Source organism: Komagataeibacter sp. FXV3, assembly GCF_015155755.1.
Classification (GTDB): domain Bacteria; phylum Pseudomonadota; class Alphaproteobacteria; order Acetobacterales; family Acetobacteraceae; genus Komagataeibacter.
In genome coordinates this window covers 1-24,209 of sequence record NZ_VWPI01000169.1, presented here as the reverse complement: position 1 = coordinate 24,209, position 24,209 = coordinate 1, and the positions used below count along the sequence as shown (strand labels likewise).

The 24,209-nt window shown below is 55.9% G+C and carries 22 protein-coding genes and 1 pseudogene; 13 read left to right on the top strand and 10 right to left on the bottom strand.

Features of this window, described 5'->3' with window-relative positions; all coding sequences use genetic code 11:
- The first annotated feature begins 131 nt into the window (after positions 1 to 131).
- Entirely contained in the window at positions 132 to 1,031 is a 900-nt protein-coding gene (locus F1542_RS17465) for a glycoside hydrolase family 36 protein (protein WP_200410018.1), read from the top strand.
- A gap of 2,113 nt (positions 1,032 to 3,144) precedes the next feature.
- On the opposite strand, the gene F1542_RS16340 is transcribed toward F1542_RS17465, so the two are convergent.
- On the bottom strand, positions 3,145 to 4,701 hold the full coding sequence (locus F1542_RS16340) for a carbohydrate porin (RefSeq protein WP_227000638.1): 1,557 nt from the start codon (positions 4,699 to 4,701) through the stop codon (positions 3,145 to 3,147).
- Positions 4,702 to 5,968: 1,267 nt separating this feature from the next.
- The gene (gene mntR / locus F1542_RS16335; RefSeq protein ID WP_034958093.1) at positions 5,969 to 6,484 is read right to left on the bottom strand and encodes a manganese-binding transcriptional regulator MntR; all 516 of its coding nucleotides are present in this window, start codon (positions 6,482 to 6,484) and stop codon (positions 5,969 to 5,971) included.
- Between the two features lie 176 nt (positions 6,485 to 6,660).
- On the opposite strand from mntR, the gene F1542_RS16330 reads away from it, so the two are divergent.
- The 7 genes from F1542_RS16330 to F1542_RS16300 all read left to right on the top strand — a co-directional run bounded on the left by F1542_RS16330 (position 6,661) and on the right by F1542_RS16300 (position 12,618).
- Positions 6,661 to 8,046: an Nramp family divalent metal transporter gene (locus F1542_RS16330; RefSeq protein WP_141299351.1), complete on the top strand. Its 1,386-nt coding sequence runs from the start codon at positions 6,661 to 6,663 to the stop codon at positions 8,044 to 8,046.
- A 274-nt stretch (positions 8,047 to 8,320) separates the two neighbouring features.
- The gene (locus tag F1542_RS16325) at positions 8,321 to 8,980 is read left to right on the top strand and encodes a TetR/AcrR family transcriptional regulator (RefSeq protein WP_025811952.1); all 660 of its coding nucleotides are present in this window, start codon (positions 8,321 to 8,323) and stop codon (positions 8,978 to 8,980) included.
- A complete protein-coding gene (locus F1542_RS16320; RefSeq protein WP_141299353.1) occupies positions 8,973 to 9,311 on the top strand; it encodes a DoxX family protein in 339 nt (112 codons plus the stop codon). The genes F1542_RS16325 and F1542_RS16320 overlap by 8 nt, the downstream gene beginning before the upstream one ends.
- A 64-nt stretch (positions 9,312 to 9,375) precedes the next feature.
- On the top strand, positions 9,376 to 10,101 hold the full coding sequence (locus F1542_RS16315) for an SDR family oxidoreductase (RefSeq protein ID WP_025811950.1): 726 nt from the start codon (positions 9,376 to 9,378) through the stop codon (positions 10,099 to 10,101).
- Positions 10,102 to 10,615: 514 nt separating this feature from the next.
- Positions 10,616 to 11,011 carry a hypothetical protein gene (locus F1542_RS16310; protein ID WP_084296403.1) on the top strand — a complete coding sequence of 132 codons (396 nt, stop codon included), beginning with the start codon at positions 10,616 to 10,618 and terminating at the stop codon, positions 11,009 to 11,011.
- 66 nt (positions 11,012 to 11,077) lie between these two features.
- The gene (locus F1542_RS16305; protein WP_141299355.1) at positions 11,078 to 12,085 is read left to right on the top strand and encodes a thiol:disulfide interchange protein; all 1,008 of its coding nucleotides are present in this window, start codon (positions 11,078 to 11,080) and stop codon (positions 12,083 to 12,085) included.
- Positions 12,082 to 12,618: a hypothetical protein gene (locus F1542_RS16300; RefSeq protein WP_025811948.1), complete on the top strand. Its 537-nt coding sequence runs from the start codon at positions 12,082 to 12,084 to the stop codon at positions 12,616 to 12,618. Before F1542_RS16305 ends, F1542_RS16300 begins: the two co-directional genes overlap by 4 nt.
- Positions 12,619 to 12,669: 51 nt before the next feature.
- Here F1542_RS16300 and F1542_RS16295 read toward each other — a convergent pair whose 3' ends face one another.
- The 8 genes from F1542_RS16295 to F1542_RS16260 are packed head-to-tail and all read right to left on the bottom strand — an operon-like array spanning position 12,670 to position 19,821.
- Positions 12,670 to 12,975, bottom strand: coding sequence for a hypothetical protein (locus F1542_RS16295; protein ID WP_084296402.1), 306 nt, complete (start codon positions 12,973 to 12,975; stop codon positions 12,670 to 12,672).
- A gap of 48 nt (positions 12,976 to 13,023) precedes the next feature.
- Positions 13,024 to 13,521 (bottom strand): hypothetical protein, encoded by a 498-nt coding sequence (locus tag F1542_RS16290; RefSeq protein ID WP_025811946.1) that lies wholly within the window; start codon positions 13,519 to 13,521, stop codon positions 13,024 to 13,026.
- Between the two features lie 24 nt (positions 13,522 to 13,545).
- Positions 13,546 to 15,906 (bottom strand): DotA/TraY family protein, encoded by a 2,361-nt coding sequence (locus F1542_RS16285; RefSeq protein WP_025811944.1) that lies wholly within the window; start codon positions 15,904 to 15,906, stop codon positions 13,546 to 13,548.
- Between the two features lie 22 nt (positions 15,907 to 15,928).
- Positions 15,929 to 17,347, bottom strand: coding sequence for a hypothetical protein (locus F1542_RS16280; protein ID WP_141299357.1), 1,419 nt, complete (start codon positions 17,345 to 17,347; stop codon positions 15,929 to 15,931).
- A gap of 9 nt (positions 17,348 to 17,356) precedes the next feature.
- The gene (locus tag F1542_RS16275; RefSeq protein WP_007396696.1) at positions 17,357 to 18,541 is read right to left on the bottom strand and encodes a hypothetical protein; all 1,185 of its coding nucleotides are present in this window, start codon (positions 18,539 to 18,541) and stop codon (positions 17,357 to 17,359) included.
- Positions 18,541 to 19,128, bottom strand: a complete 588-nt coding sequence (locus F1542_RS16270) for a hypothetical protein (protein WP_025811942.1) — start codon at positions 19,126 to 19,128, stop codon at positions 18,541 to 18,543. Before F1542_RS16270 ends, F1542_RS16275 begins: the two co-directional genes overlap by 1 nt.
- Positions 19,125 to 19,514 (bottom strand): hypothetical protein, encoded by a 390-nt coding sequence (locus F1542_RS16265; RefSeq protein WP_227000645.1) that lies wholly within the window; start codon positions 19,512 to 19,514, stop codon positions 19,125 to 19,127. Before F1542_RS16265 ends, F1542_RS16270 begins: the two co-directional genes overlap by 4 nt.
- A 52-nt stretch (positions 19,515 to 19,566) precedes the next feature.
- On the bottom strand, positions 19,567 to 19,821 hold the full coding sequence (locus F1542_RS16260) for a hypothetical protein (protein WP_183481441.1): 255 nt from the start codon (positions 19,819 to 19,821) through the stop codon (positions 19,567 to 19,569).
- A 424-nt stretch (positions 19,822 to 20,245) separates the two neighbouring features.
- On the opposite strand from F1542_RS16260, the gene F1542_RS16255 reads away from it, so the two are divergent.
- The 5 genes and pseudogenes from F1542_RS16255 to F1542_RS16235 all read left to right on the top strand — a co-directional run.
- Positions 20,246 to 21,049 (top strand): helix-turn-helix transcriptional regulator, encoded by an 804-nt coding sequence (locus F1542_RS16255; RefSeq protein WP_025811934.1) that lies wholly within the window; start codon positions 20,246 to 20,248, stop codon positions 21,047 to 21,049.
- Between the two features lie 248 nt (positions 21,050 to 21,297).
- Positions 21,298 to 22,176 carry a hypothetical protein gene (locus F1542_RS16250; RefSeq protein ID WP_025811933.1) on the top strand — a complete coding sequence of 293 codons (879 nt, stop codon included), beginning with the start codon at positions 21,298 to 21,300 and terminating at the stop codon, positions 22,174 to 22,176.
- 132 nt (positions 22,177 to 22,308) lie between these two features.
- Positions 22,309 to 22,944, top strand: a complete 636-nt coding sequence (locus tag F1542_RS16245) for a DotI/IcmL/TraM family protein (protein WP_141299359.1) — start codon at positions 22,309 to 22,311, stop codon at positions 22,942 to 22,944.
- Positions 22,941 to 23,921, top strand: coding sequence for a DotH/IcmK family type IV secretion protein (locus F1542_RS16240; protein WP_141299361.1), 981 nt, complete (start codon positions 22,941 to 22,943; stop codon positions 23,919 to 23,921). The genes F1542_RS16245 and F1542_RS16240 overlap by 4 nt, the downstream gene beginning before the upstream one ends.
- A pseudogene (locus F1542_RS16235) lies at positions 23,921 to 24,209 on the top strand (type IV secretion protein DotG); the annotation flags it as partial. The gene F1542_RS16240 and the pseudogene F1542_RS16235, both read left to right, overlap by 1 nt.

Below are 24,209 nucleotides of genomic sequence, written 5' to 3'. Positions count from 1 at the left end.
GCGGGGGGTAGTCCCCAATTTGCTCAAAACGCAGAAAGAAAGCTACCTCAGGAACCGTCAATCAAATCGCCGAAAGCCTAAAAACACGAGCCAGGCACATCAATCAGAGGTTTTTTCGAACCCTCCAGGTTGTGCTTGATATTTCGCGTCAAGACGTATCAGAGCATCTTTTCGCCAAAATATCCCACCTGGTGCAGCATGTTGGCATCGACTACATCAAGTGGGACTTCAATAGAGACCTGGTTGAAGCGGCCGATGCTCATGGCCGTGCGGCTTACAGGCGTCAGGTTCTCGCATTATATGCCCTATGGGACCGGCTTCGCGCCACCCATCCTGCACTGGAAATCGAAAGTTGTGCATCGGGCGGCGGCCGCGCGGACTGGGGTGCTCTGGCCCACACCCAGCGGGTCTGGACTTCGGATAATACTGACGCACTGGACCGGCTTCGTATCCAAGGCGGCGCCTGGCAGTTCCTGCCCCCCGAAATTACCGGCACGCATATTTCGGCCGTACCGAATGGTATAACCGACCGCGTTTTCACACTCGGGTTCCGGGCCGCAGTCGCACTATTCGGTCACCTCGGAATTGAACTCGATCCGCTGGAACTAAGTGCCGACGAACGCGACGAACTTGTTCAGTGGATCAACCTGCATAAACGTTTGCGTAGCCTGCTTCATTCAGGCGACGCTCAACTTGGTGAGCAGACAGCAGACCGTGTTGTGCGGGGTGTAACGGCAACGGACTGTTCCGCTGCGGTATTCCTCATCGCCCAGAGTGGCTCCGGACAGGCACGATCTGCAGCGCCCGTCCTACTCCCAGGGCTAGATCCCGCCCGCCAATATAAAGTGTGTGCGCCTTCCCCCCAGAAACTGATGGGCAACAATCCATCTGCAGCGAACCGGTCTTTATTTGAAAAAGGCATCATTGTCAGCGGGGCAGTTCTGACGGAGATGGGCCTGACTCTTCCTCGACTTTATCCGGCACAGGCTCTTGTACTGGAATGCAATGCAATAGATATTTTGCCGGGATAAAATTGCTCAGAGGGTGCACTTTGAAAAGAGCGATATTCGCTAGACATCTGACACAAGCGAACTTTATCCCGATATTTTTTTTGACGCCCGGTTAATGAGATTGCGATTTCGTCGAGCAGGCACCAACCAGCTTATGCTCGCACCAGGCGCAGCTATCTTCACAGTCACTGGCGGAGCTGGTGCACTGTGCAAGATATTACGATCTGCGGGGCCCTGATATAAGTTGAGACATTCGTTCTAACGATTGTTTTGGATCCCATAAGCTGTACCTCGCCTGGCCGATGTAACTGTCACTTTCGCCACCAGATGGCGTGCTGGCACTCTATGGGACGTAAATCCAGCCATGCCGACATGCAGACGCCATGCGTTGTGTCGGTCCATCCGAATCACAACGCCCAAAGCGAGATTCGGATTCGCCCATACAACGCGCAGGTAGGTGCATTCGACGTTCGGTTTCCGCCATAAGAATGTCAGGTGGAAATGTTATCCAGCCCCGCTCGCAATCGTCCATACCGATGCGGCTCTAAACGTCTTCAACCCGAGTTCTGCACGATATGACGCTTGCCAGCGAACCATGGCGGAGAAGGATATATATCTCGGGTATTGAAGATGCAGCATCGTCATGCAGGGCACCTCTGGTAGATAACCCCGATCCTTAACCTCAAGATCGACCTGCGAAGCCGTTTTCACAGCTGGCTTTGTGAATCAATGACAGATGCTGGCGCTGCATCTGCCTTGTCCCTGCCCTTTCTGCGGCTTTGCAATGAATACTGCTGACGTGGTCCCATAAGGCCTCCTTAAAACCAAACAGCACCATGTTGCCAGCGCATAAAGAATTTCATCTTGCTTTCTTATATAGCGTACTGCATATTTGTGGGGCGCAGATAACAACAGAAGTATGTCCCTGAGTCCTGAAACCCCGGTTACGCGAGAAAGCACGAACAGTTGAAAAGCTTATCAAGTTCTCAAAAGGGTTATCGTAGACCGTCTGACGATATCACCGACTAGATCAAAAGGCTTTCGAAATTGATCAGCCTGCGGACATAACGTTGCGTGCTTAAATCAGGAGAGAAAATTTGTACTCCCAATTTATTACCATTCCTAACGTTGTTCGGATTATAGCCATTATTCTTATCACCGCCACTTTGTGGTCGAAATAATAAACAAATAATATTTATACATAGAATGATAAGAACTATATTGGGAAATTATATTCCATTTAAGATCTATGGGAATTTTTCGATAACCTGCCGGTCCAATTTTTGACCATTGGCTCTCAGGCTGCGACGCTCGATATCCCATTGCGCGGAATAGCTACCTGCAACAAATCCCATCAATACGAAAGATCCGCGCATACTTCCCTCGCGCGATAAGGTCTCATAACCGCCTTTGTCCACAAAGGCAGCATCGCCTACTTTTGGTGTGGGGTCAGCGTTTCCGATCCAGAATGAGACCAACCACATCCCACGTGCAGATCATCGATAGTATTTGATCTCATTGTCGGGTCTCCCGTTAAAATCATTTTGCGGTATTTCGCCCGCAGTATGTGTCGTCCTCTTGTGGATTTTTATCAGCCGACAGGAAAGTGACTATCAGGTTGCGAAACGCAAGGAGATCAGAGCAGCAAGAAAAAAAGATGACACAATCAATACTCCAGCTATCGGTCACCCCGCCCGACTGAGCGGGCCAGAGCAGATCCAGTTTGAATGGACACATACGAACTGCTGAAGATGCTCTAATTCATAAAAGTAAACCTCCTGACTTGCGAATTATCAAAAGCCGTTTTGATCTCCCCGTTGCTGTGACAACAATGATCAATCCGATGACCTCCCATACCACTTACAACCGCAGGATCAGTTATCGACTGACTTCCGGGGCACAGCCTGCAAAAGTAAAACGAAATGGTTTTCCCTTTTCATTTTCTTGTAGAGAACCATCGATTGTCGCAGACAGTATTATGATATTTCCTCATGGTATACAGTAATTATTTTTTCATAAATCCTAATTGCATAGATAAATATGATTATTGTTCCATCAGTTTGAGCACCTTCAAACACACACAGTCATATAAGTTCGGGACGTATATCCGCGATCCGGACCAGGATTTATTTCTCTAAAACGTAATATTACTATGCAGACCCAAAATGGCCTCATCGCCCGTGCGGCGGTAGGGGAAAGACGGATCGCCGCTTCCGCCCGCGGGATGCCAGACGTACTGGAAGTCGGGCTGCATGACCATCCAAGGCGTAACCTGCGCCTGATACGTCAGTTCAAGATGGTTTTCATTCCCCGGTATCAGCGACTGACTATCCCGGTTGAACTGCCGAAGCCCTGAACTGGCGCGACCGATACCCCAACCCAGTCCGATCGTGTCATTGTCGCGCCCCCTGAACGGGGCCTTCAGGTTGATGCCTGCATCAATGGCAAAACTGATCTCGTTGCGATCACCGCCATTGCCTGTCGCACGCACGAATATGCCCACCGAACGGGCGGATGTAAGCGATGGCCGCCAGATCATCTGGTCGATGATGCCATAGACCATCCAGTTGCCCCGGTCCCAGCGTGAAGTGAGATCAGCCTGCGAGGGGTTGGCGGCCAACGTGGCCGCCCCCAGGGAACCCCCATTGCGGTTATAGCGGTAATCGGCAAATCTGGCCGTATCGTAATATCCGCCCAGCTTGTACACGCCTGGTAGGCCGGGCTTCTTGGTCACGTTCGACATATCGGCAGGTTGCGGGTTCAGCGCATATTGCAGTTCGGTCATCAGCAGCGCGCCGGTGCCCATGTTGAAATTTCTGCCGTTGGCGCCATTATAGGTCTGGCTGGTGGGGTCACTGTTGCTACCGAGGTCCGAACCGGTCGCCTGCTGGATGGGTGTCGAATTGTAGCGGTTGCCCGGCGGGTTATCATCGGCAGCGGCGAACATGAAGGTGAACTTCTCGCTCGGCCGGTAGCGGATGCGAATAGCCGGGGACGAGAGCGGCCAGGACGGACCGCCGCCATACAGGTTGACCGAGGGGGCCATCGGCCAGCCGAAGTTCGCATTGAGGTAAAGTGAGGCGTAATCGCTGATCAGGAACTCGGTATCAAGATCCTGCTGGCCGATCTTCACATCAAGTTTGCCCTTGAGGAACGACTGCTGGTACCACAGTTCGAACAGGCGGGTGGAGCGGTCGGCCTCGAACCCACTGACGGGGTTGAAGTTATTCAGGTGATCCTGCGAGATGGAACGGCCGCGTGTCTGCAGCGCGCTGACATTGAACAGACCGCCCTTCAGCCCGAACAGCTTTTCGGTATCAACAGTCAGGGTGGGCATGGTCACAGCATCATAGGAGGGGCCTGTACCCGAACCCTGGCCATCTCCGTTGGTGCTGGGGGTGCCACCGGTGCCATTGCCCCAGACTTCATCGACTTCCTGGATGTCGAAGGTGATGCCGTGTTTGTACATCCATGACCGTGCGCCCCACATGTTCCCCAACAGGTTGCTGCTGGTATCCAGTTTGTCTCCGTCTCCCGCAGCGACTGCAGCCTTTTCCTCCGCATCGGCTGTGGCGCGTTCTGAATCGCGTACCGTGGCAGGATCGATCTGCTGGATCAGCGGGGTAGAGTTACCAAGACGGGCACGATCTTCTTCGATCTGGGTTTGAGGTGACTGGGCATAGGCTTTCATAATTCCGCAAAAATTGATTATAAAAAAAGCATTTATGGCGAACGCGATAAAAATATATCCATAATTGCATTTGATATTATTTTTCATTTCCACCCTGTTATATGAATTTATTATTTTATGCGTTGATTATACTATAAATATTGTTCCGTATTCGTGGGACAGGCGCATCTCGCGAATGATCTGCCCCCCCTTGTATGACGATGAATTCCGACAAACATTCTGTCGCAGCCCTTCCAGTTAACCCGCTTATAGCACGGACGTTTAAGTATGCAGGGTGCTATAATGTATATATCCGGCATATAGTTCCCGTGGGACAATCCGCGGATATCTCCTAAGGTCATTTGATCGGCAGTCCCGGATTCCAAAGAAATGGCGGTACCGACAGATTTGGCCGCCATTTCGACTGTCCAGCCGTAGCAAGAGCAAATAAAGCCGACGACAGCTCTATCTTTGCGAGACAAATCAGCAATGACATGCTCTATATGCGCCGGAAGACTAATCGTTAGGCACCAGACTGCCTAATATAGTACAGCATTGTGCTGTTGGATCTCTATGCAGTCCGTTTTAGGGCGATGATCATGCCAGAGCGGAACGCTGCAGTTGTCCACTCAGATCACGACACACCATCATCCCACGACCTTCATTTATAGACTATCGAGCAGATGCAGTGTCGGTGGCTTAAAAAATATGATGGCCTGAGGGTGATCTCACACGTCACATGAAAGATCGGAAGCGGGAAAAGACCCGATTGAAGACGCGAACGACGGATCTCGCATCAGACTAAGGCGATCAGACGGGTCTGTCGTGCGCTGGCAGTATTGGAACCGCGGACCTGCTGGATGCTCGATCGCCCCTCCTCAACACTGCGTCATCTCGCAAATGATAATACGGCTGAGCACCGGTTGACGACCGATACCATCGTGCTCACCAGAGATTACGACCGCTATAGCTATCGCTGCATCCATGTTTTTCTGAGGCCCGGCGGATCTGTCGGCGATAGGGACTTGACGTTCCGAAGGCACCCCAAAACAGAATTGCCTTTGGTTGGACGCCTGATCTTGCGTCCAGCTGCGCCCGCAGCATCGCGAACGCGTGTGGTCCTGGGACTTCACTGAAGGTCGGACGCACAAGGGCCGCAAATCCCTATTGCTTGACATCACGCTCATACTGAGCAGCCACGCAGTCCGTATTCTCGTCCCAAATCTAACGGAATTTGAGAAACGCCTGCAGCCGTACTTTACACTGCATGCAGCAGGCTCGTCCCCGGTCAGTCCAACCCAGAAAACTCGGGAACGGCCTGCCTGGAACCAACCATAAACTGGGCAAGTCCGGCATTCATTGCGCGCTGGAACGCATCGAGTGTCTCGGCGCTCACGTAATGTTCCAATCCTTCGGCATCGATCCGTGCATTTTCCTGACTGATCCCAAGTGAAAGCAGGAATGCCTCGACGATACGGTGCCGGGTACGGACCGCTTCCGCCATCTTTCGCCCCTCCTCGGTGAGGAACACCCCGCGGTATGGCTTACGGGCAACAAGCCCTTCATCCGTCAGACGAACCAGCATCTTGGCGACGGTCGGCTGCGAGACCCCCAGACGTTCCGCCAGATCGACCTGACGTGCTTCCTGGCCTTCATCCAGAAGGTCGGCAATCAGTTCCACGTAATCTTCGATCAGGGCATTCTGCCTTGCCATCCGGTTGGCACGGAAGCCCTCTGAATGGATTTTGGAGTCCGGGAGCGTATCGGCTGCTTTCTTGAGCCGCTGTAAATCGTTTTGTCTCATTGTGATTTCCACTCCCATGGAGGCAGGCAAAAAGCATTATTCTGGTTAGCATACTTCATTATAAAACGCATAATATGTCATTAGCTTCAGAAAACCGCTTTCACCCAATTGTTTTCCGTATGCTTTCTATTATAGCATATTGCATATCGCCATTCGATTCGATTTAGTGTGTCCCCATGCCCCATGATTCACGCCCCATCCCTCTCCCATCTGCGCCAGAAAAGACGGCGTGGCGCTTTGCCAGCCCGACTGAAGCTGGCAGCAACAGCCTGCCGGAAGTCTTTGCCAGTGTGCGGCTTCCTTCCGGCAACGCGCCCTGGTTCCGCCGCTTCCTGGCCTTCGTGGGACCGGGATATATGGTCTCGGTCGGTTATATGGACCCGGGCAACTGGGCCACGGATCTGCAGGGGGGCGCGCAATTCGGCTATACCCTTCTTGCCGTCATCATGCTGTCGAACCTGATGGCCATTCTGCTGCAGGCATTATCGGCCCGACTGGGCATCGCAACGGGGCGCGATCTCGCGCAGGCGTGCCGCGATCACTTTCCGCCTATCGTAAACATCACACTATGGCTTGCCTGCGAACTGGCCATCATCGCCTGCGACCTGGCCGAGGTCATCGGCACGGCCGTGGCCCTGCAACTGCTTTTCGGCATCCCCCTGCTGGTCGGTGCCGTAATCTCGGTACTCGACGCCTTTATTGTCCTTGTCCTGATGAACCGGGGCTTCCGTTATCTGGAAGCGTTCATCATCGGCCTGCTCAGCGTCATTGCAATCTGCTTTGCCGTGCAGGTCGTGGCGGCGGCACCGCCGCTGGCAGGCATCCTGAAAGGCTTCCTGCCCTCGACCGAGATCGTGACCAACAGCCAGATGCTGTATATCGCGATCGGCATCATCGGGGCGACGGTCATGCCTCATAACCTGTACCTGCACTCTTCAATCGTGCAGACCCGCGCCTTCGAACGCACGCCCGTCGGGCGGCGCGAAGCGATCCGCTGGTCGACATGGGACAGTACGATTGCCCTGATGCTGGCCCTGTTCATCAACGCTGCCATCCTGATCGTTGCGGCCGCCGCGTTCCATACCACCGGGCATCAGGATGTGGCGGAAATCGAGGATGCCTATCGTCTCCTGTCGCCAATCCTGGGCATGGGCATTGCGTCTACCCTGTTTGCCGTGGCGCTACTGGCAGCGGGCACCAACTCGACCATTACCGGCACGCTGGCTGGCCAGATCATCATGGAAGGCTTCCTGCGGCTCCGCATCCCACACTGGGCACGACGTCTGCTGACACGTGGGCTCGCGATCATTCCTGTAGTGATCGTAACAGCGATCTATGGCAGCAGCGGCGTGGGGCAACTGCTCCTGTTCAGCCAGGTTATCCTGTCGATGCAACTGCCCTTCGCGGTGATCCCGCTGGTCATGTTCGTATCCGACCGACGGAAAATGGGCGAGTTCGTGATCTCCAGAAAACTTGCCGCGCTGTCGTGGATCGTGGCGGCCATTATTCTGGTGCTCAACTTCAAGCTGCTTTACGACACGATCTTCTCCGCCCAACCCTGACCAGCCTTATTCATTATCAGAAAAATCCGGACGGCATGCGCACATCGAAATCTGTGCGCATGCCGTTTTGCCAATCATTACGGTCAACACCGATGCACGCGCCACATCATCATGGCCAATACTGTGGCTTAAGGTCGTGATGGCCTGATTTTGAGCGCATAAGCATGCTCAAGAGTCAGATGCCATGCTCCGTCATATTCGGAGATCAGCCTATTGCATTTATGGTACCGTACGTTACCATACCACAATCGGCATGAAGGATCCGTTTCCACTTATGGCCTCAGCACAATCATACCATCCCGTTTCACAGGAAAAAGCACTGCGACCCAGAGGCATCGAACGTCTCAGGAAGCTAACGAATTCTGCCACCGAGCTTTTCCTTGAACATGGCTATGAAGCGACTTCTTTGGACATGCTGATCCAGAAAGTGGGTGGGTCAAGGCGGAACATTTATGAGCGCTTCGGGGGCAAGGAAGGGCTTTTTGCCGCTGTGATCGCGGAAGAATGCAGGAAACTGGCAGAGCCGCTTGAAAATCTGACGCTGGAAGATGCCTGCATCAGGCAGACTCTGGAGCAATTCGGTTCTGAAATTCTCCATATCATCAAACAGCCCCGGGTGATCGAACTGCACCGTCTGATGATCGCGGAAGGTAAACGGTTTCCCCAACTCTCACGAACCATCTGGTCTGCCGGCCACCACAATGCAAAGTCGGTCCTGGCAGGCTGGATCCGTAAACAGCAGGCCCAGGGCAGGTTACGCACGGATATGGATGCATCCGGTCTGGCTTACGCTTTCATCCATATGGTTACGGGAGAAGCGCAGTTGCAGTTGCTGACCGGTGGCCCCCGAACGACCGCCGATCAGGATAGCAACACCATAGCCCTGTCCGTTTCTCTTTTCCTCACGGCTGCTCAGGACACGGACCATGCGTAATGTCCCTGCAAAACAGATTCTGGCTTATGCGCTGGTCGGTTTTTTCATAATCGGCGCGATTGGCAACATCCTTGCGCCAAAGACCATTACGGAAGAATACGCACGGTGGGGCTATCCGGACTGGTTCCATTTTGTAACCGGCAGCCTTGAACTCACATCGGCTATCCTGATGGCCCGACAGGCAAGCCGGACGATCGGCAGCCTGCTCGCGGCCTGTATCATGGCGTCCGCAATCGTGACCGTAATATTCCATGGCGAATACACCCATGCGATTGCTCCCGCCGTCGTTCTTGGTTGCCTGGTGCTGTCTGTCTATCTCCACAGGAAATGATCAGAGCATGCCAGTTCGGCATGTGACCGCCGTTTCCGTAGCTATCAACTGAAAAGGTTCATACATGAGCCAGATCCAACCCATTGCCCTCGTCAGCGGGGCAACACGCGGTATTGGCCGCGCCATCGCGCAGGGCCTTGCCAACAGGGGCGCAAAAGTCCTGCTGGGGGCCCGAAGCCTTGAAGCTGGCCAGAAAGTGGCAGCAGAAATCAGCACGCCTGACACGCAGGTCGAAGCTGTTGAACTGGATACAACCAGCCAGGCCACCATCGACAATCTGGTAACGTTCATCCGCGAGAAGTACGGTCGTCTGGATATCCTCGTGAACAATGCCGGCATCAGTCTGGATTTCTACCCGGATACCCCGGTTCGCGAAAAACTGTCGCGGACGCTTGAGACGAATGTTGTGGGCACGGCTGCCCTTACAGACGCCATGATCCCGCAGCTTGAGAAGTCCGGACACGCAAGGATTGTGAACGTGTCATCCGTTCTGGCCTCGTTTACAAGCCGGACACAGCCGGACTGGATCTACAAGGACGTCGCCATGCCCACCTATCAGGCATCCAAGGCAGCCCTCAATTCCCTGACGCTCAGCTATGCAAAACTGCTGATGGAAAAGAATATCAAGGTAAACGCCATCTGTCCCGGCCTGACAGCGACGGATGCCACCAACCATTATGGCGACCGCATGCCTGATCAGGCAGCACAGGTGGCCATTCAATACGCATTGCTTGATGACGCCGGCCCGACAGGTACCTTCGCTGACGAAAACGGTCGTGTAGATTGGTAATTAGTGAACACTTGGAGACAAAAATATCGCGAAAGGCACGAAGCTTGTAGGGATTTACCATGTGCCATAACGGCGGTTAACTTTGATGCGCCGCACCGGGCACGGGACTACGGCATCATCTGCGAAGATATGCTGTTTGTCAGAAGGGAATGGTATCATAACCCGTCAATGTTTATATTTATTAGAACATATTTATAAATCCATCTATCCTTCGAAATATTATCAGAAATTCGACCTGCTGTGGAATCGATAGAGATTTGTCTCTCCAAAGTCACACATCGGTCGAAATGTAACGTAACATTTAGTCACAAAATAGAGATAAGCGTTACATTGTTCTGGATTCGTGTAGATTGAGAGTTCTACTGATCATGCCGTGCAGGCATGCGAAAGGGAGTTAGAGGAATAATCGTACAATAATAAAATATGTCGTTCTTATATAAGAACTGTATATATGAAAATGTTTTGTGCACTACACGGACCATATTTCCAGAATATAAAGTCGTGTGGGGATGATATGAAGTTTGACGAACTTCGTTTACGGTTTGACCTTATCGACGATGAACCGTCAAGGAAACTTTGTTTGTCGTTGGCTCAGGCCATTCTGGGAATTAGACGCCATATCGAATACATGGTTTCGCCCGAGAGTAAACCCATTTCCAGACAAGAACAGGTGCAGTGGCTGCGCTGGATGCTATCACTTTGCCAAGAAAAAGGGCGTCAATTAATAGACGAGCACCCGGAGTCTCGTTACTTGCTGCTACGTGTCAGTATTCTTGATGAGATGACTAATGAGATGCTCCCTAATGAGCTTGAAGACGAGTCTGAGCGCGAAGAAGCAACAGAATCTTCCGTAACTTTACCCGCTTCTGAAAAGCCTTCTTCACCAGAAGCAGGTATTGATTGCGAATGATGTTTCCTGAAAAAGTCGCATGATTGCCGATTACTGGACATGTAAAGTGTCTGGAGATTTCCTGATATGCGCCATGTTTTCCTTATCCCGTTCCTGCTGGTCCTGCCTCGTCCTGCGTTTGGTCAACAATGTTCTTCCTCTGTTCCTCGGGCTGCCGGCAGTTTAACCACTGTGACAACCATATCGGAGCACGATGACACAGACCCAACTGACGCAATAGTTCACCTCGGAACCGCCGGAGCTCAAGTCGAGATGTTGTCCAATATACATGGGTTTGAGACGGGCATCGCCCATGCGCGGAACAAACTCCTGGTCTTCTTTGCCCCGAGAAGCCACGCGATCGTGCTTAGCGGCACGCTGATTCCGGTAGCCTACGACACCCTACGTTCCCTGGCCGGGTCGCGCGCCCACGATCTCGCACCGGTCGATGGCATCAGGGGAATGTTTGTTCGGGCAGATAACCGTTTTCAGGTCGTCTATGCGACCCCGGATGGCAAGGCAGCAGTCGCTGCCCGCATGTGGGGCGCCACCGGACAGGACATCACGAGAGACCAGATCAGGGGCATTCCTGGAGCCGTCCCGGAAATCAGTATCTCTGGCGCTTCAGCCGACGCTAACGAACAGTCCGGGCTCCCGGGTCTCTCGGGAGGCCTTATAGGGATACCTTCAGCCCCGGAAGTCATCATGTTCATAGACCCGCAATGTATCTACTCGATGAAGGCGATGCATATCCTTCAGCCCGCAATCGATGCAGGGAAAGTTCGCCTGAAAATAGTCCCGCTGTCATTGCTTGATTACGAGGATAATGGCGCCAGCACCGTCAATGCGAGAGCCATGCTGTCGCTTCCGGCAAACGAGATGGCACAAGCGTGGGTCAACGGTCGCCTAAACCCTGGATTGACAGCACCTGAACCGGATAGTGAGGAGAAGCTTGCCCGCAATACCGGGATTGCACGGCGGATAGGGCTCACAGGGAGCCCAACCTTCGTCTGGATGCACCGCAATGGCAGGATCGGCCGGCTCGACGGCGTTCCCACGGATGTCGCCACGTTTCTGACCTCGGTCTCGCAATGAAGACACGACAGGACCAGACCGGCCCGCGGCGTTTTTTTGCAAGAACGCGCAAGGTGGCCCGGCTGGTGATTGGCGATCCACGTACATTGGTCGCCTGGTCCGATGTAACGAGAAATGCCGCGCTGATTGAAGCCCTCGGGAAGGGATTACTGACGCCAAAAGCCGGTATGCAGGGCCCGCGGGCGCCAGATGGTACCCCTATTGATATCGCCGCGATCGCTGCCCAATATGGCGTCGAACCCCGCGTTGTGGCGATCTTACTCGATCAGAGACAGCATGAGACATACAGACGGGCGCTTGCTGCCAGTATGCTCGCTGTTGTTCTGGTTTTTGGCTGGACCGGAGAAATGCTCCTTTCCCGCTGGAAGGGCAGCCAACTCCTTGCTGCGCTGGAGTTCGCGCCCTTCTGGACATTTCTAACACTTGTGGCGTTTCAGAACGCGTGGCTCAACTGGCAGATCCGCGAACGCCGCCTGGGTTCCGCCTGCCAATTTGTCGCCACCGCCGACAGCCTCATTCCACGCAGGCCGTAACCGCAAGTCCATCTGCATTACGCTTGTGAATAGATAGGATCGGCGGAGCACTCAGAACGTGCCGGGTGGCGCGTTCTTGTCGCCGCCCTGAGCGCCTGTTGCCCAGGAGGCATGTTCGTAATCCTCGCGCCCCGACATCGCCCGTGGATCATCAGGCCGGACGATCGTACCGGCGCGATTGTACGTTGGGGGTGTCCAGATTACACGTGTCGATCCGTAGGCCGCGTGCGGATCGTAACGCGCATGCCTGGTCGGGGGAGCCTTTGGGCCATGCACATGGGCAGCAGATGACACGTTGCCAGCGCTGCATGCCGCAAGCAAGGGGGAGAGGACAAGAGGCAGAATGAAATGTTTCACGAATGGTCTCCCGCTTAGAGGAGACCATCCTGACCAAGTATCTTGCGACTAGGACTGCCGCTTTCTCCATTCGTCTTCCATGGAGAGGTAGCCTCGAATGCGTCGTTCCATATTCGCAGCCTTGGTCGTCAACGCTGCATGATCATCGCTGAGTCGGCGATAATTGATACAGGTCGCCTCAAGATCGCGCGCCCGGTCTTTTTCCTGTCCCCTTGATATTTTGAGATCGTTGGCAACCTGCTCAGCATGAGCACTCGTCCGACAAAGATGGTCTTTCAGTTCTCTGATCTGTGATTCCAGGCCATGAGCGTAGTCTTTCCAGTCTTCCAACTGGCTTTCGAGTTTATCAGAATGAGCATTCGCCAGATTAAGTGCCTCGGTCAAGCGACTGATTAACCGAACCTGCTCTTCGAGTTCGTTAAAATGCGGCGGAGCAGCGCCATGAAGGGCCTGTCGGATATTGCGTTGCAAGCTCTCGTTATACTGACACGACATGCGTCCGAGTATGAAGCCTGCCGGCCCACTCATCCCGTTGCCACCAAACATTTCATGCCCTCCAAGTGTATCGCACTATAGAATCTTTTTCATTGTCGTATCTACAGCTTTATTTGCACCCGTATATATTTTCTGACTATTTTTATCATCCATAGGCTGGGTCGCAGTTCGATCACTCCCGCCGAGCGACTGCTGAATCGAGAGCAACGTGCCCGCCATACCGACAACGGCGGCGTCTCTGCTGAACTGGTCGATGTCGACCCGGTCCACGTCACCAAATCCGATCATGGCGGGAACCCGCTGGGGCAGGATTGAGATCATCCTGAATGAAATGAACGCCAGGGTGACGTGAATCATGACAAAGAGGCTGACCAGAACAATCATGCCGAGGAAGTTGCTGACAATCCAGCCGTTTGACAGCACCAGTCCGGCCGCAATGCCGAAACACATGTGGATCAGCCACGACACTGAATCAAATATAAAATATCCAAGGAAAAGCCCGAACAGCATCAGCACCGGCCGGAAGATGACATTGAACAGAAGAGCATAACCCTGTTTTGCATGACCGTGCAGCCCCTCCCCGTTCATGGTCATATGCGCGAGCATCCACAGAGGTGCTGCAATCACGGACTCACAGACCATGATGAACCATCCAGCCACGGCAAACATCCACATGACAAACGGGATCATCGGGATGACATAGGCGATGGTGAGGCCTGGCATAAGCATGGCGAAACAGCCGCCGATAATCGGCGCGCCAAAAAAGTGCATCAGCGCGTGCCCGGCCCCTGCCGCAACGGCACCTTCTGGATTCCCGCTCAAAAGCGACAGCACGCCGATACCAACGGTCCCGGCCGTAGAAGAAAGAACCGACGCAGTGCCCATCGTGAGAAGGGCGGTCGTGATCATCCAGTTTCCAAGTGACATGAGATTGCCAAACGGATCCGTCCAGTAGCCGTTCGTCCCGGACGGCTCGATAAATCCGGTCACGATCTGCAGGGCGTAATCGTTCAGGTGCAGGGCGCGGAACAGCTGGTCGAGCACACCTGCACCGTCTCCACCCGGTATCGCGCCTGTGTACAGGTCGGCATTCCCGCCTGGCGCGGTCACGCCATCCTGCGTCGCAACCATGCTGTCGATGTTTTCCATAAAGGTGTCCGCAGACTGCACAAGAGGCGCAATGTCCGAGGCAAGATAGTTTCCGAGACCGGAATAGGATGGGGTGGTGATGGTTGGCGTTGCGGTCATGAGAGACAGGGTCTGGCCGTTGAGGCGCGCAAATTCGAGATAGTAGGCTCCTGCGCCGGTCCATCCGAGATTATCCATCTGGTTGCTGGTGTTGACCGCATCTCCGTTCGTCGAAATCCCCCATTGGTGAAGCGCGAGCGTCTGATTGTTGACCGTGTCCTGAAGCTTAGACCGCAGTTGTGCCGCCTGCGTCGTGAGCCTCGACGCATAATCGTTGGTGGCATTGACGATGATGGTCATGAGTGGGGCCAGCGACGCTGTCGTTTTCGTCTGCCAGTAATTCTGGGCCACCTGCGCAACCTGGCTGCGAATGTCGCCAAGGATCACGGAATCAAGGACCTGTTTTTGCATACCCGCCTGATCGACCTGAAAACCGGCCAGATTCACCGCGTCAGTGTTGGGCGCCTGCAAACTTACGGCCCCGCAAACTGGTGTCCCGTCTCCTGCGCCGGCTGCCATATTGTAAGAATAGTTGATGATTCCCATCTTCCCGCCGGTCACGGACAGGACGGTCTGCCCGGTCGGGGCCGCAATCAGGTTCGTGTTATTCGCAGCAATGTTAATAATGGCCCGGCAGAACTCATTTTTCACAAGACCGGTCACAATCCCCTTTGTGCCGGGGATAAGGGGCTGTGCGATGACCTTGCCGTCTGGTCCGATTGCCTGCTTCGCCTTGTCGTAGACGACCTTCGCCATACCGATGCCCCAGAGCGAGCCCTGCACGACAACGGCCTGCGCCGCATTGAAGCCGGTTGCCGGAAGCGGCCACATCAGGATGGCCGCAATCCCGATCCGCACAATCGACATGCTGGTCTGGTTGTTGCCAAGGAGTTGCGCTGTTTCTGCCCCCCGGTGGATGTTCATGAAGTAGATATAGCTTACGACCGCCATCGCAAATGCCATGACGAACCCGGAGAACCACCCGATCATGGTTCCTATGACGGTCGCCTCGTTGCCGATGCTGGGCGCGCTCGTATCCTGCCCGAAAACCGGGAATACGGACCGGATGACCTGCGCCGCCCAGTCACTGCCCGGATCAAGCAGGTCCCATGTCACGTTATAGCCCGTGCTGCTGGCTGCAACTCCCGAACCGGTCGCAACAACCGTCTGCGCTGCCGCAGACACGGTAACAGCCGACAGAAACAGGAGTGGCAGGATGGCGAATACAGGGCGGCGAAAGCGCTTCATGGTTTGTCCTCCAGCAGCACGGTCACGGCGCAGGACTGGCGGTGGGACCGGGATGCATCCGCATCATGAAATCCGTCACCGCAGTCACAGCCTTGTGCATCATCTCGCGGACCTGCTCGCTCATGTCTTCCAGGGCACTGGCTCCCTCTTTTTTTCCGGGCACTTCGGCAGCAGTCCTGCCGATCTCGGCATCGATCTGGGTGAAGCGCTGCGTCACACTGCCGGGCATTCCCATGCGCTGGCCTGTTGCCTCGGCGGCTTCCCTTCCCTTTCCGTAGGCTTCGAGCCTGCTGGTGACATTCTCCAGTTGCGCCGCGAACGCCTGGTTATTCTGTTTCTCCGTCACAAACTGGCTATGCAGATCTGCATACCGGCCACCGGCCTTCATCTCCGACAACACACCGGCAACACCGTCAGGGTCGCCCTTTCCTGCATCTGAAATCGCCGCCATGATGGAGGAAGCTGGCCGCTCCCTGAGGTCACGCAGGGCCTCCACCGCCTGCTTTCCCAGACGTTCGGTCGCCTCCAGGCTCTTTTCGTCACGCGCGTTGTGCAGCCGGGTGCTGAAATCGGCGGCCTTTTCCATCCACGATGATGCCGGGTTCGCAGGCTGGCTATCAATGCGCGAGGCAATCGCTTCCGCAAGGCGGGCAAAGCCGCCACCGCGAACAACCTTGACGTGCTCCTGATCTTTGGCCCCCGCCCCCGCGTTCATTTCCCGCGTGTTCGCCGCCGCCTTTTCCTTCGTTTCATTGCTATCCGTCGTCGATCGGCTTTCCGGCGCATCTTTTGCCGGACCTGTCTGTTTCTCTCGAAAGTCCTTCTGAGGATCCGTCGTATGGGTCTGTCCGGGCTGGCTGCTGGCTGACTGCTCCGGTCCTGGCGGAGCGCCCTCCCCCGGGGACGCCATTCCTCGGGTTTTGTCCGCCTGACCTTTCTCACCGTGCGTAGACCCGGCAGCATGGTCATGCCCTGGCGCTGGCTGGTGCCCTGGTTCGGGAAAGACGGCCGCCCTCAGGTTCTCGATGGTGTGCGCGATGTCCGGGTGGTCCGGATCCTGACGTCCTTCAACCAGTTCGCTGGCAAGTGTCCGGATCGCGTTTACTTCTGGCTGCTGAAGGCGATGCGTTTCACGCATCATCGCAGCGACCACAGGTTCGTTCAGACCCGGGTAATGCGCCGCGCGCTCCGTCATCTCAGCATGAAGCGGATGGTCATCGTTCAGCGTCGGTCCCAAAAGACGCTCTACATCCTGCACGGCGTATGCCACGCGCGTACGGAAGCCGGGATCATTATGGACGTCAGGCTCTCGGGATTCCTGTCGCAACCGATCATATGCGGCGGCCTGCCCGGGTGCCTGCTTCCTGTATTCGGACTGCACGCGATCAAGGGTTTTCAGCACATCCTCGATATCGCCGGTTTTCTGCTGGGCCTCAGACATGGCAAACCTCTAGGGATTGATCGTGGGGGAAGGCATCGGTGTCAGGCCGTCCTTGAAGGCGACCTCTTCTTCCTGCGCGACCCGGGCAGCTCCCATGGTCGCGAGGTAGAGCCCGAGACGGTAGTTCTGCAGCGCAAGGTAATTGGACTGCGCCATCTCGGTGGCAACCTCGCGCATGACCGACGCGGGAGGCATTGCCTGGAGCGAGGCGTTCCAGCTTACGCTGGAGACCCTGCGATTGACTTCCAGCGCCATGGCCTGCAGCCACGACGCCTTGTCGAGCGGCGTGAGCCCCTCGGCCGTCATTTCAGCCTTCTGGTCCCGCGTGAGCGCGACAGACGGAACACCAAGAGATGTGACATAGCCCGTGACCCAGCGGGCAAGAGACATACGACTGTTGTACGACCGGCGCCGGGTTGCGGCTTCACGTCCCCGAAGGCTGGACAGCTGCTCGCCACGCAGGGCCGCCGGCGCTACCGGCTGGATGAGCGTGGTCGCATAATCATTGGCTGCATCCACTGCGCCATCCGCGGACAGGGTATCGGCGCCGAACAGGCTGGCAGCACGCTGGTCGGCGTTCGGCAGCCGGGACACGGAAGAGCAGAGCCCCTGCGCCACGTCGTCGGATGAACAGTAGCGCTTGAGGTGCAGGGACATGTTCGCATCCGTGCCCTGTGACTTGCCGTAATAGGAGGGCGTCCCCTGACCTGCCTCACCACGGGGATCGCTTACGGTCGCGATGGCATACACCGCGGATCGAGCCGCCTTGGACGCGGCCACGGTGGACTGCTGGGCATCAAGGCCCGCGCAGAATTCCGGATTCATCATATGCTCGTCCCGGATTCCGGTTTCCTGCTGACGCCGTAGAAATCCGGCCATCGCCGCGTCCTGAGCATCCATGAGTTGCGACTGGGCACCGACCTGGGCTTTCGCGTAATTGGCAACCTGCGTGAAACCCTTCGTCAGGAGAGACGCAACGGAATTCGGGTTTGTAAGACTACTGAGATTTGAATCGATGCTGTCCGTCAGGTTTTTCGTCATCGTATTGAGGGCGTTGCCCGTGAACGCCTGAAGAAGCTTGATCGCTGCAACGACAGCGGCATCACTGAAAAGCGCGTATGCCGGACGCGGCGTGACTGCCAACACGCAGACGCACGAAGCGGCACCAATGGCAACCATCTGCAGCCTGCGCATCAGAATACTCCGTCCACGAGATTGCTCAGGCTGTATCCGGTCGGAAGCTGGGGAGATCCGTTGATATACAGGTCAGTCGTACTGCTGGACGTCCCCGCAATGGCAGTCGCAATTGGCGGACCACCACCACCGAAACTCAGGCTCGGGCACATGAGTCCGCTACTCGAGCCAAAACCGAGCCCCAGGTTAACGCCTGACAGACTGAGTCCACATTGGGTCGACCCCATGGCGTTCCCCCATGCCGCCTGTGCGGCCTGACAGACCTGGCCACCTATCTGGCCCTCGACGGCCTGCAGGAGGGCTGCGGGATCAAGGCCGTTCGTGATGAGATTCAGTCCGGTGCCGTTGAAAAAATTGCTCAGGCAGGACAGGCCGTTGACGCTATCCGGCTGCTTTTCATAGGCGTCGTTGGCCTGGACGCGTTCGTTTACGGCTGTTGCCGCCGCCTGGGTCAGGGCGGCGCAGCCGACGCTTCCCGTAGATGTCGTGGCACCAGAGGCGGCTGATGACGTGGTCTGCGCATGCCCCTGTATCGATACAAGAGCGGCAGCCACTGACAACAGGACACGGAAGCGCAGACGGATCATACAGCCTCCTGACGTGTAGCCGGACGCGTCACAGCCTCCAGCAGGGCAATCCTTTCCGGAGCAAGAAGGCGATGAAGCGCCTGGCGCCTGCTTTCCGAGATCACGCCCCGTCCAAAAAGGCTGTCCGCCGACAACAGGTCCCTACGGCCGCGCAGATAGGGGATCAGCGCGTCAAGGGAGCTGACCAGATCAGGCCATTCATGCGGCGCGACACCAGCGAGTACGGCGTGCCAGGCCGTCCTCGCTGTCATATCATTGTCCAACATCGCGATGACGTCCTCTCCGCCCCTGATGCGCCAGATCTCGCCGAGCGCATCCAGCGCAAGGGCGACATTGGGCATCGGGGAAGGAGGTCCGGATTTCCGGACGGATGAGGGCTTGTTCATGGAACCTTCCTCGGGTGATTACGACGAAGGTGTCGGACCATCATGCGACCGGTCAGCGAATTCGACGTCGGACCGCGACTTTATTATGACCGACATCAATGACGTCGCCCGCCTGGGCTACCGTGGTCGCCAGAACCTTGTTCCATTCCCGGCCGCCCTGCCAGTCAACAGGAACGCTGGTGTCCACGTCCGCCGCGAACACGACGCGCACCCCATGCGGAACGATCTGGCGTATGGCGAAGTCAAGTGGAACCTGCTTTCCGTATCCACTGGCGATATGGAAATATCGACGGGCTGGAACAGCCACGGATGTTCGAGGATCCTTACCAGTGTCCGCCAATACGCCCGGCCCTTTCTGACCAGTGTCTCCCGGTGAAGGTAAGGTCTCCCCGCCGGTCGTGCCCACTGAGGGCAACGTCAATACCGACTGGCGCGAAGTGTCCGGAGAGGTTGTCTGGACCAGATGAAACGCGGCAGGTGTGACAGATATGGGGCCAGAGGCCAGCGCCATAACCACGGCAGGCATAACAGGCATATGAGTGTCTCCATCAAGCTCTCCTGACCAGAGCAGCGGCCTTTGCGACCTCAGACACCTTTTTTACGGGCTCCAACTCGACTATCATGACGTTCCATCACGGCTGATCCGCTGTCAGGGCGCGGCCAGTCGATATCTTCTGGATGTTGGAAGTTTCTTTTGCTGAGGAAAATGCCCGCCGTGAGAGTAAACGAAAATGTCCCATGACAATGGCAAGATGCAAGCCGAGGCTTTATTTGCATCCGGCCAATTATATAAAGACATCGGGGAAATCATTTATGACAGGCGGACGGCGCTTGACTGGACGCAGGTGCACCTCGCCAAACTGGCACGGTTGAATGTATCGGTCATACGGAGCATCGAAGCAGGTCGTCCGGTCTCCCTGGAAACATTATCGGCGCTGCTACGGGTATTTGAGATAGATCCGCGCGATATTCTTCCGCAAGGTGCACCGGAAGGTACATGGTTTGCCCATCTGGATCTGGTGGCATCCGCGACGCAGCTGAAAAAGACCATGAAGCAGTGTTCGGACTACAATCTGGCGATCCAGAAATTACGCGACATTATTGGCAATATTTCCAAGACGTTTAACCTGCCGGAAATACCGGCCAGATTGCCGATCGATCATTATTCACACAGTGTCGCCTTCACCTCGGGGGAACGGCAGGACCTCCTCGAGATATTTGGACGCAGGATTCAGATCTTCAGGACGCTTCAGGGGGCAACAGCGAGCCAGATCGCCCATAAATCACATGTTTCCCTGACCAGCCTGAGCCTGATCGAAGCAGGGCTGAGAAATCCGAGCCTTGAAACGGTTTATCGCATTGCCGAAGGACTGTCCGTCTCCGTTTATTACCTGATCCCGGGAATACATGACGACGCAGACCTTTTGCGTTCCCTGGACATGACCGCGTGGGCAATGTCCGCGCAATCACAACTCGAAGCCCTCGCTGATCTCGAGTCCATTATTGGTCACCTCGACGATATCGCAAACCACTGACCGGGTGCATGAAGGTATGGAGACTGTCAGGAAAGGGGTCTCCTTTCTTATGGCAGACCCTATGCCTTGGGCTGCCCATTCCAGGTGATGTGCCCCGGCTGATCACCAACGCGGACCGGAAACCGCGTCTGGAGTCATATTAGCGCGTTCTGCGATATTTATTTCTTGACGGTTATATAACGCTTAAGAGATATTATTCCCAAAACACGCAGCCTATCCCGAAAACGCGATGACGAGGGCATACCGCCATGAAGTCAGCATCGTTCGGCCAGGTTATAAAACACGGTCTGTTTACATGGCTTCAGACCTATCCCACGCCAGAAATGACGCGCGCCCTCTATGCCAGGCTGTGCGACGAGGTCCTTGTAGCGACAATGCTTACCCTGACAGTGCAGGAGGTAAAGGAGTCAGTCGCGCAATGGGCCGACCGACCCCAGAATGTTTTTTATGAAGCGCCTGCACGCAGGGGAGCATGGACAAGGACCCAGTTGCTCATCCTTGGCCAACGCTGGCTCTGTGGTGATAAAACCGCCGACATAGCCGAGATGCTTGGCCGCTCGGCCGGGAGCGTGCGTGCAAAAAGAAAGCAGCTTGGCCTGCCACCGCGCATCAGGCTCTCAAAAATACAGGCGGAGACCATACTTGCCGAAAAGCGGAGCGCCATTCCCGCAGATCCCGAAGCTGTCCTGACATGGGAACAGGCCTCCCTGCTTCCTCATGAAGCCCGGCGGGGACGGACATGGCTTGTCAGGAACAGCCTCAACAGGCTGACCCTCACAGGACATAAGGGGGGAGACAAGGTACGGTGGCACGAGGCCGCCAACATTGAAATCGCCTACCGCCATTTTGCATTTCAGAACCCGCGTGAAATTGCACGGGACTTCCTTATTTCGGAAAGCGCGCTGAAATCCCAAAGCTGCTGGGAACAGCTTCCGCCACGACGCGGCGCCAAAGTGCCCTGGTTCATTCACGCGAGGGCCGAATATTATATCGGCGAACACCAGTACATCCGGCGGGAATGTCTTTGCAAGAGCGGATGCTTTTTCTGGACCACCCGCAAGGGTGGTGACCGGGTCAGCAGACGGTACCGCCGCAGCATTGCCGCCACGCATGGCATTGCCGCTTGAGTAGTAGCGGGAACCGTCAAAGAAAAAACGTGCCGGTCGCAAGATAGACTTCCAGCCTGCTCTCATCACCGTCGGGAAATGAGAGTAGAGTGATGATCACCTTTTTTCATGCCCCCGTAAGGGAGGCGCGCCATGCGGCTGTTTAATTCCGCAGTAACCAGGCGGCTTACCGACCCCGACTTTCAGGGGATTGTTGTAGACAGATCGCTGCTGCTCAACATCGCACTGGCGGGCGTGGTCATCGTGTTCGCGGCACACGACGCCTATATCCGTGCACACCCGCCCACACCCCTCTATTTCTACGTTGACGGCCAGAATGCTCCCCGACCGGCCGTGGCGCTCACCAGTCCGGTACTTGGCCAGGACCAGCTTCTCGGCTGGGCCGTCAAATGGGCGATCGCACCCTACAACATCAACTATCGTGATTTTCCAACCCAGATGAACACCGCGGGCGCTCACTACACGCTCAACGGATGGAACACCTTTGCAAAGTCTTTCATTACGCAGGGGAATCTGGCGAAACTCAGGGATGCAAAGCTGCTCTGTTATGCGCAGCCGACACGGGCCGCGACCGTACGCGCCGAGACTGTCGTGCAGGGACACGCGCGCTACGTAATACAGTTTCCTTTCATCCAGACCTGCGAAAACGTCAACCAGCAGAATACGCAAGTGCTGATGGCAACCGTGACGATTGATCGCGTGGAGGACCTGGATCACCCTGATGGACTGGCCATCGAACAGCTTGTCGTCTCGTCGGGGAGGGAGTGACAACCGTGCGAATTCTTTCTCTCTTTCCGCTGACCCTGTCCATCCTGCCACTTGCGGCACTCGCACAGCAGCCATCACAGCCCGGGCCTGCGGCAACGATACCTGCAGACGATCAGGATCAGGCAGCCGAAGATGAAGCCGAGCATGAGGCCATTCCTTTCACGCCCGAAGAAATCCTTCGGCTGGGGGAACGCCTGAAGGACGTGCGTCGTGCCACGGAGCAGGTCGGCACGGAATTCGCGACCCCTAATGCGCGCCCGGCGATCCGTGTCTCTTTTGCGCCTGGTCAGCAGACAAGCCTGATCTTTACGACAAAAGGCTATCCGACCGCATTGTCCTTCGTGGACAGCACGGGACTGCCCTGGCCGATAGCATGGAATACGTCTGGCAATTCCGCCAACCCGGACGGCAGCACGAACTGTGCTTCCGGTAAAAGCGGCGCGTCGGCCGGGAATCCTGCGGTTGAGACAACAGGTTTCTATACCTGCGTCCCGTTCAAGGGCTCCAATACCATCAATATCGAACCGATGTCGCTCCAGCCCAGAGGTGGACTGCTCGTAACGCTTCAGAACGCGCCAAAGCCGGTCTCCTTCCTGCTGATCGCGGGGCGTGGATCCTACGATGACAACCTGACCGTCCGCATGTCCGAGAGAGGGCCCAATGCCCGGGAGCCGGTCGACAGCCGCCCCGGAGTGCCCGCGACAGGCGAGCCCTACATGAACGCCATGCTAAGCGGTATTCCACCAGCGTCAGCCGTTCCGCTGGCCGTCGAGGGTATTTCACCCGATGACGTGCGCGCCTGGCGGATTGGAAATGAGGTCTATCTTCGCACGCGCCTTCACCTCATGACGCCTTCATCGGACAGCATGGAGCAGGGTGAAGGGGGATACACGCTCTATGCCTTCCATGAGGCCCCCGTTGTCCTTCTCTCCGATGCGGGACGGACGGTCTCGGCCCATATCAGGGACGCACAGTGATGAAACCCGGATTCAACCAGCTGTTCAGTGATGCGTCGCGGGGCGGAAACCGGCGTCTGCTCGCTATCCTTGGGAGTATTGGCACCGTTCTTGGCGTCACGCTACTCATCTCCACCATCCACCGTAAGGAGCTTCCACGCTCGGACCCCGGCAGGCCGCCCGCCGCCAACCCCCTGCCCGGCGGCCTGAATTCCAATCCGCGCCAGCAGGAACTCCGCGAAGATCAGATCCGCGACGAGGCAGGTCGGGCACAGACTGCGGGACAATCGTATTCACCCGATATTGCAC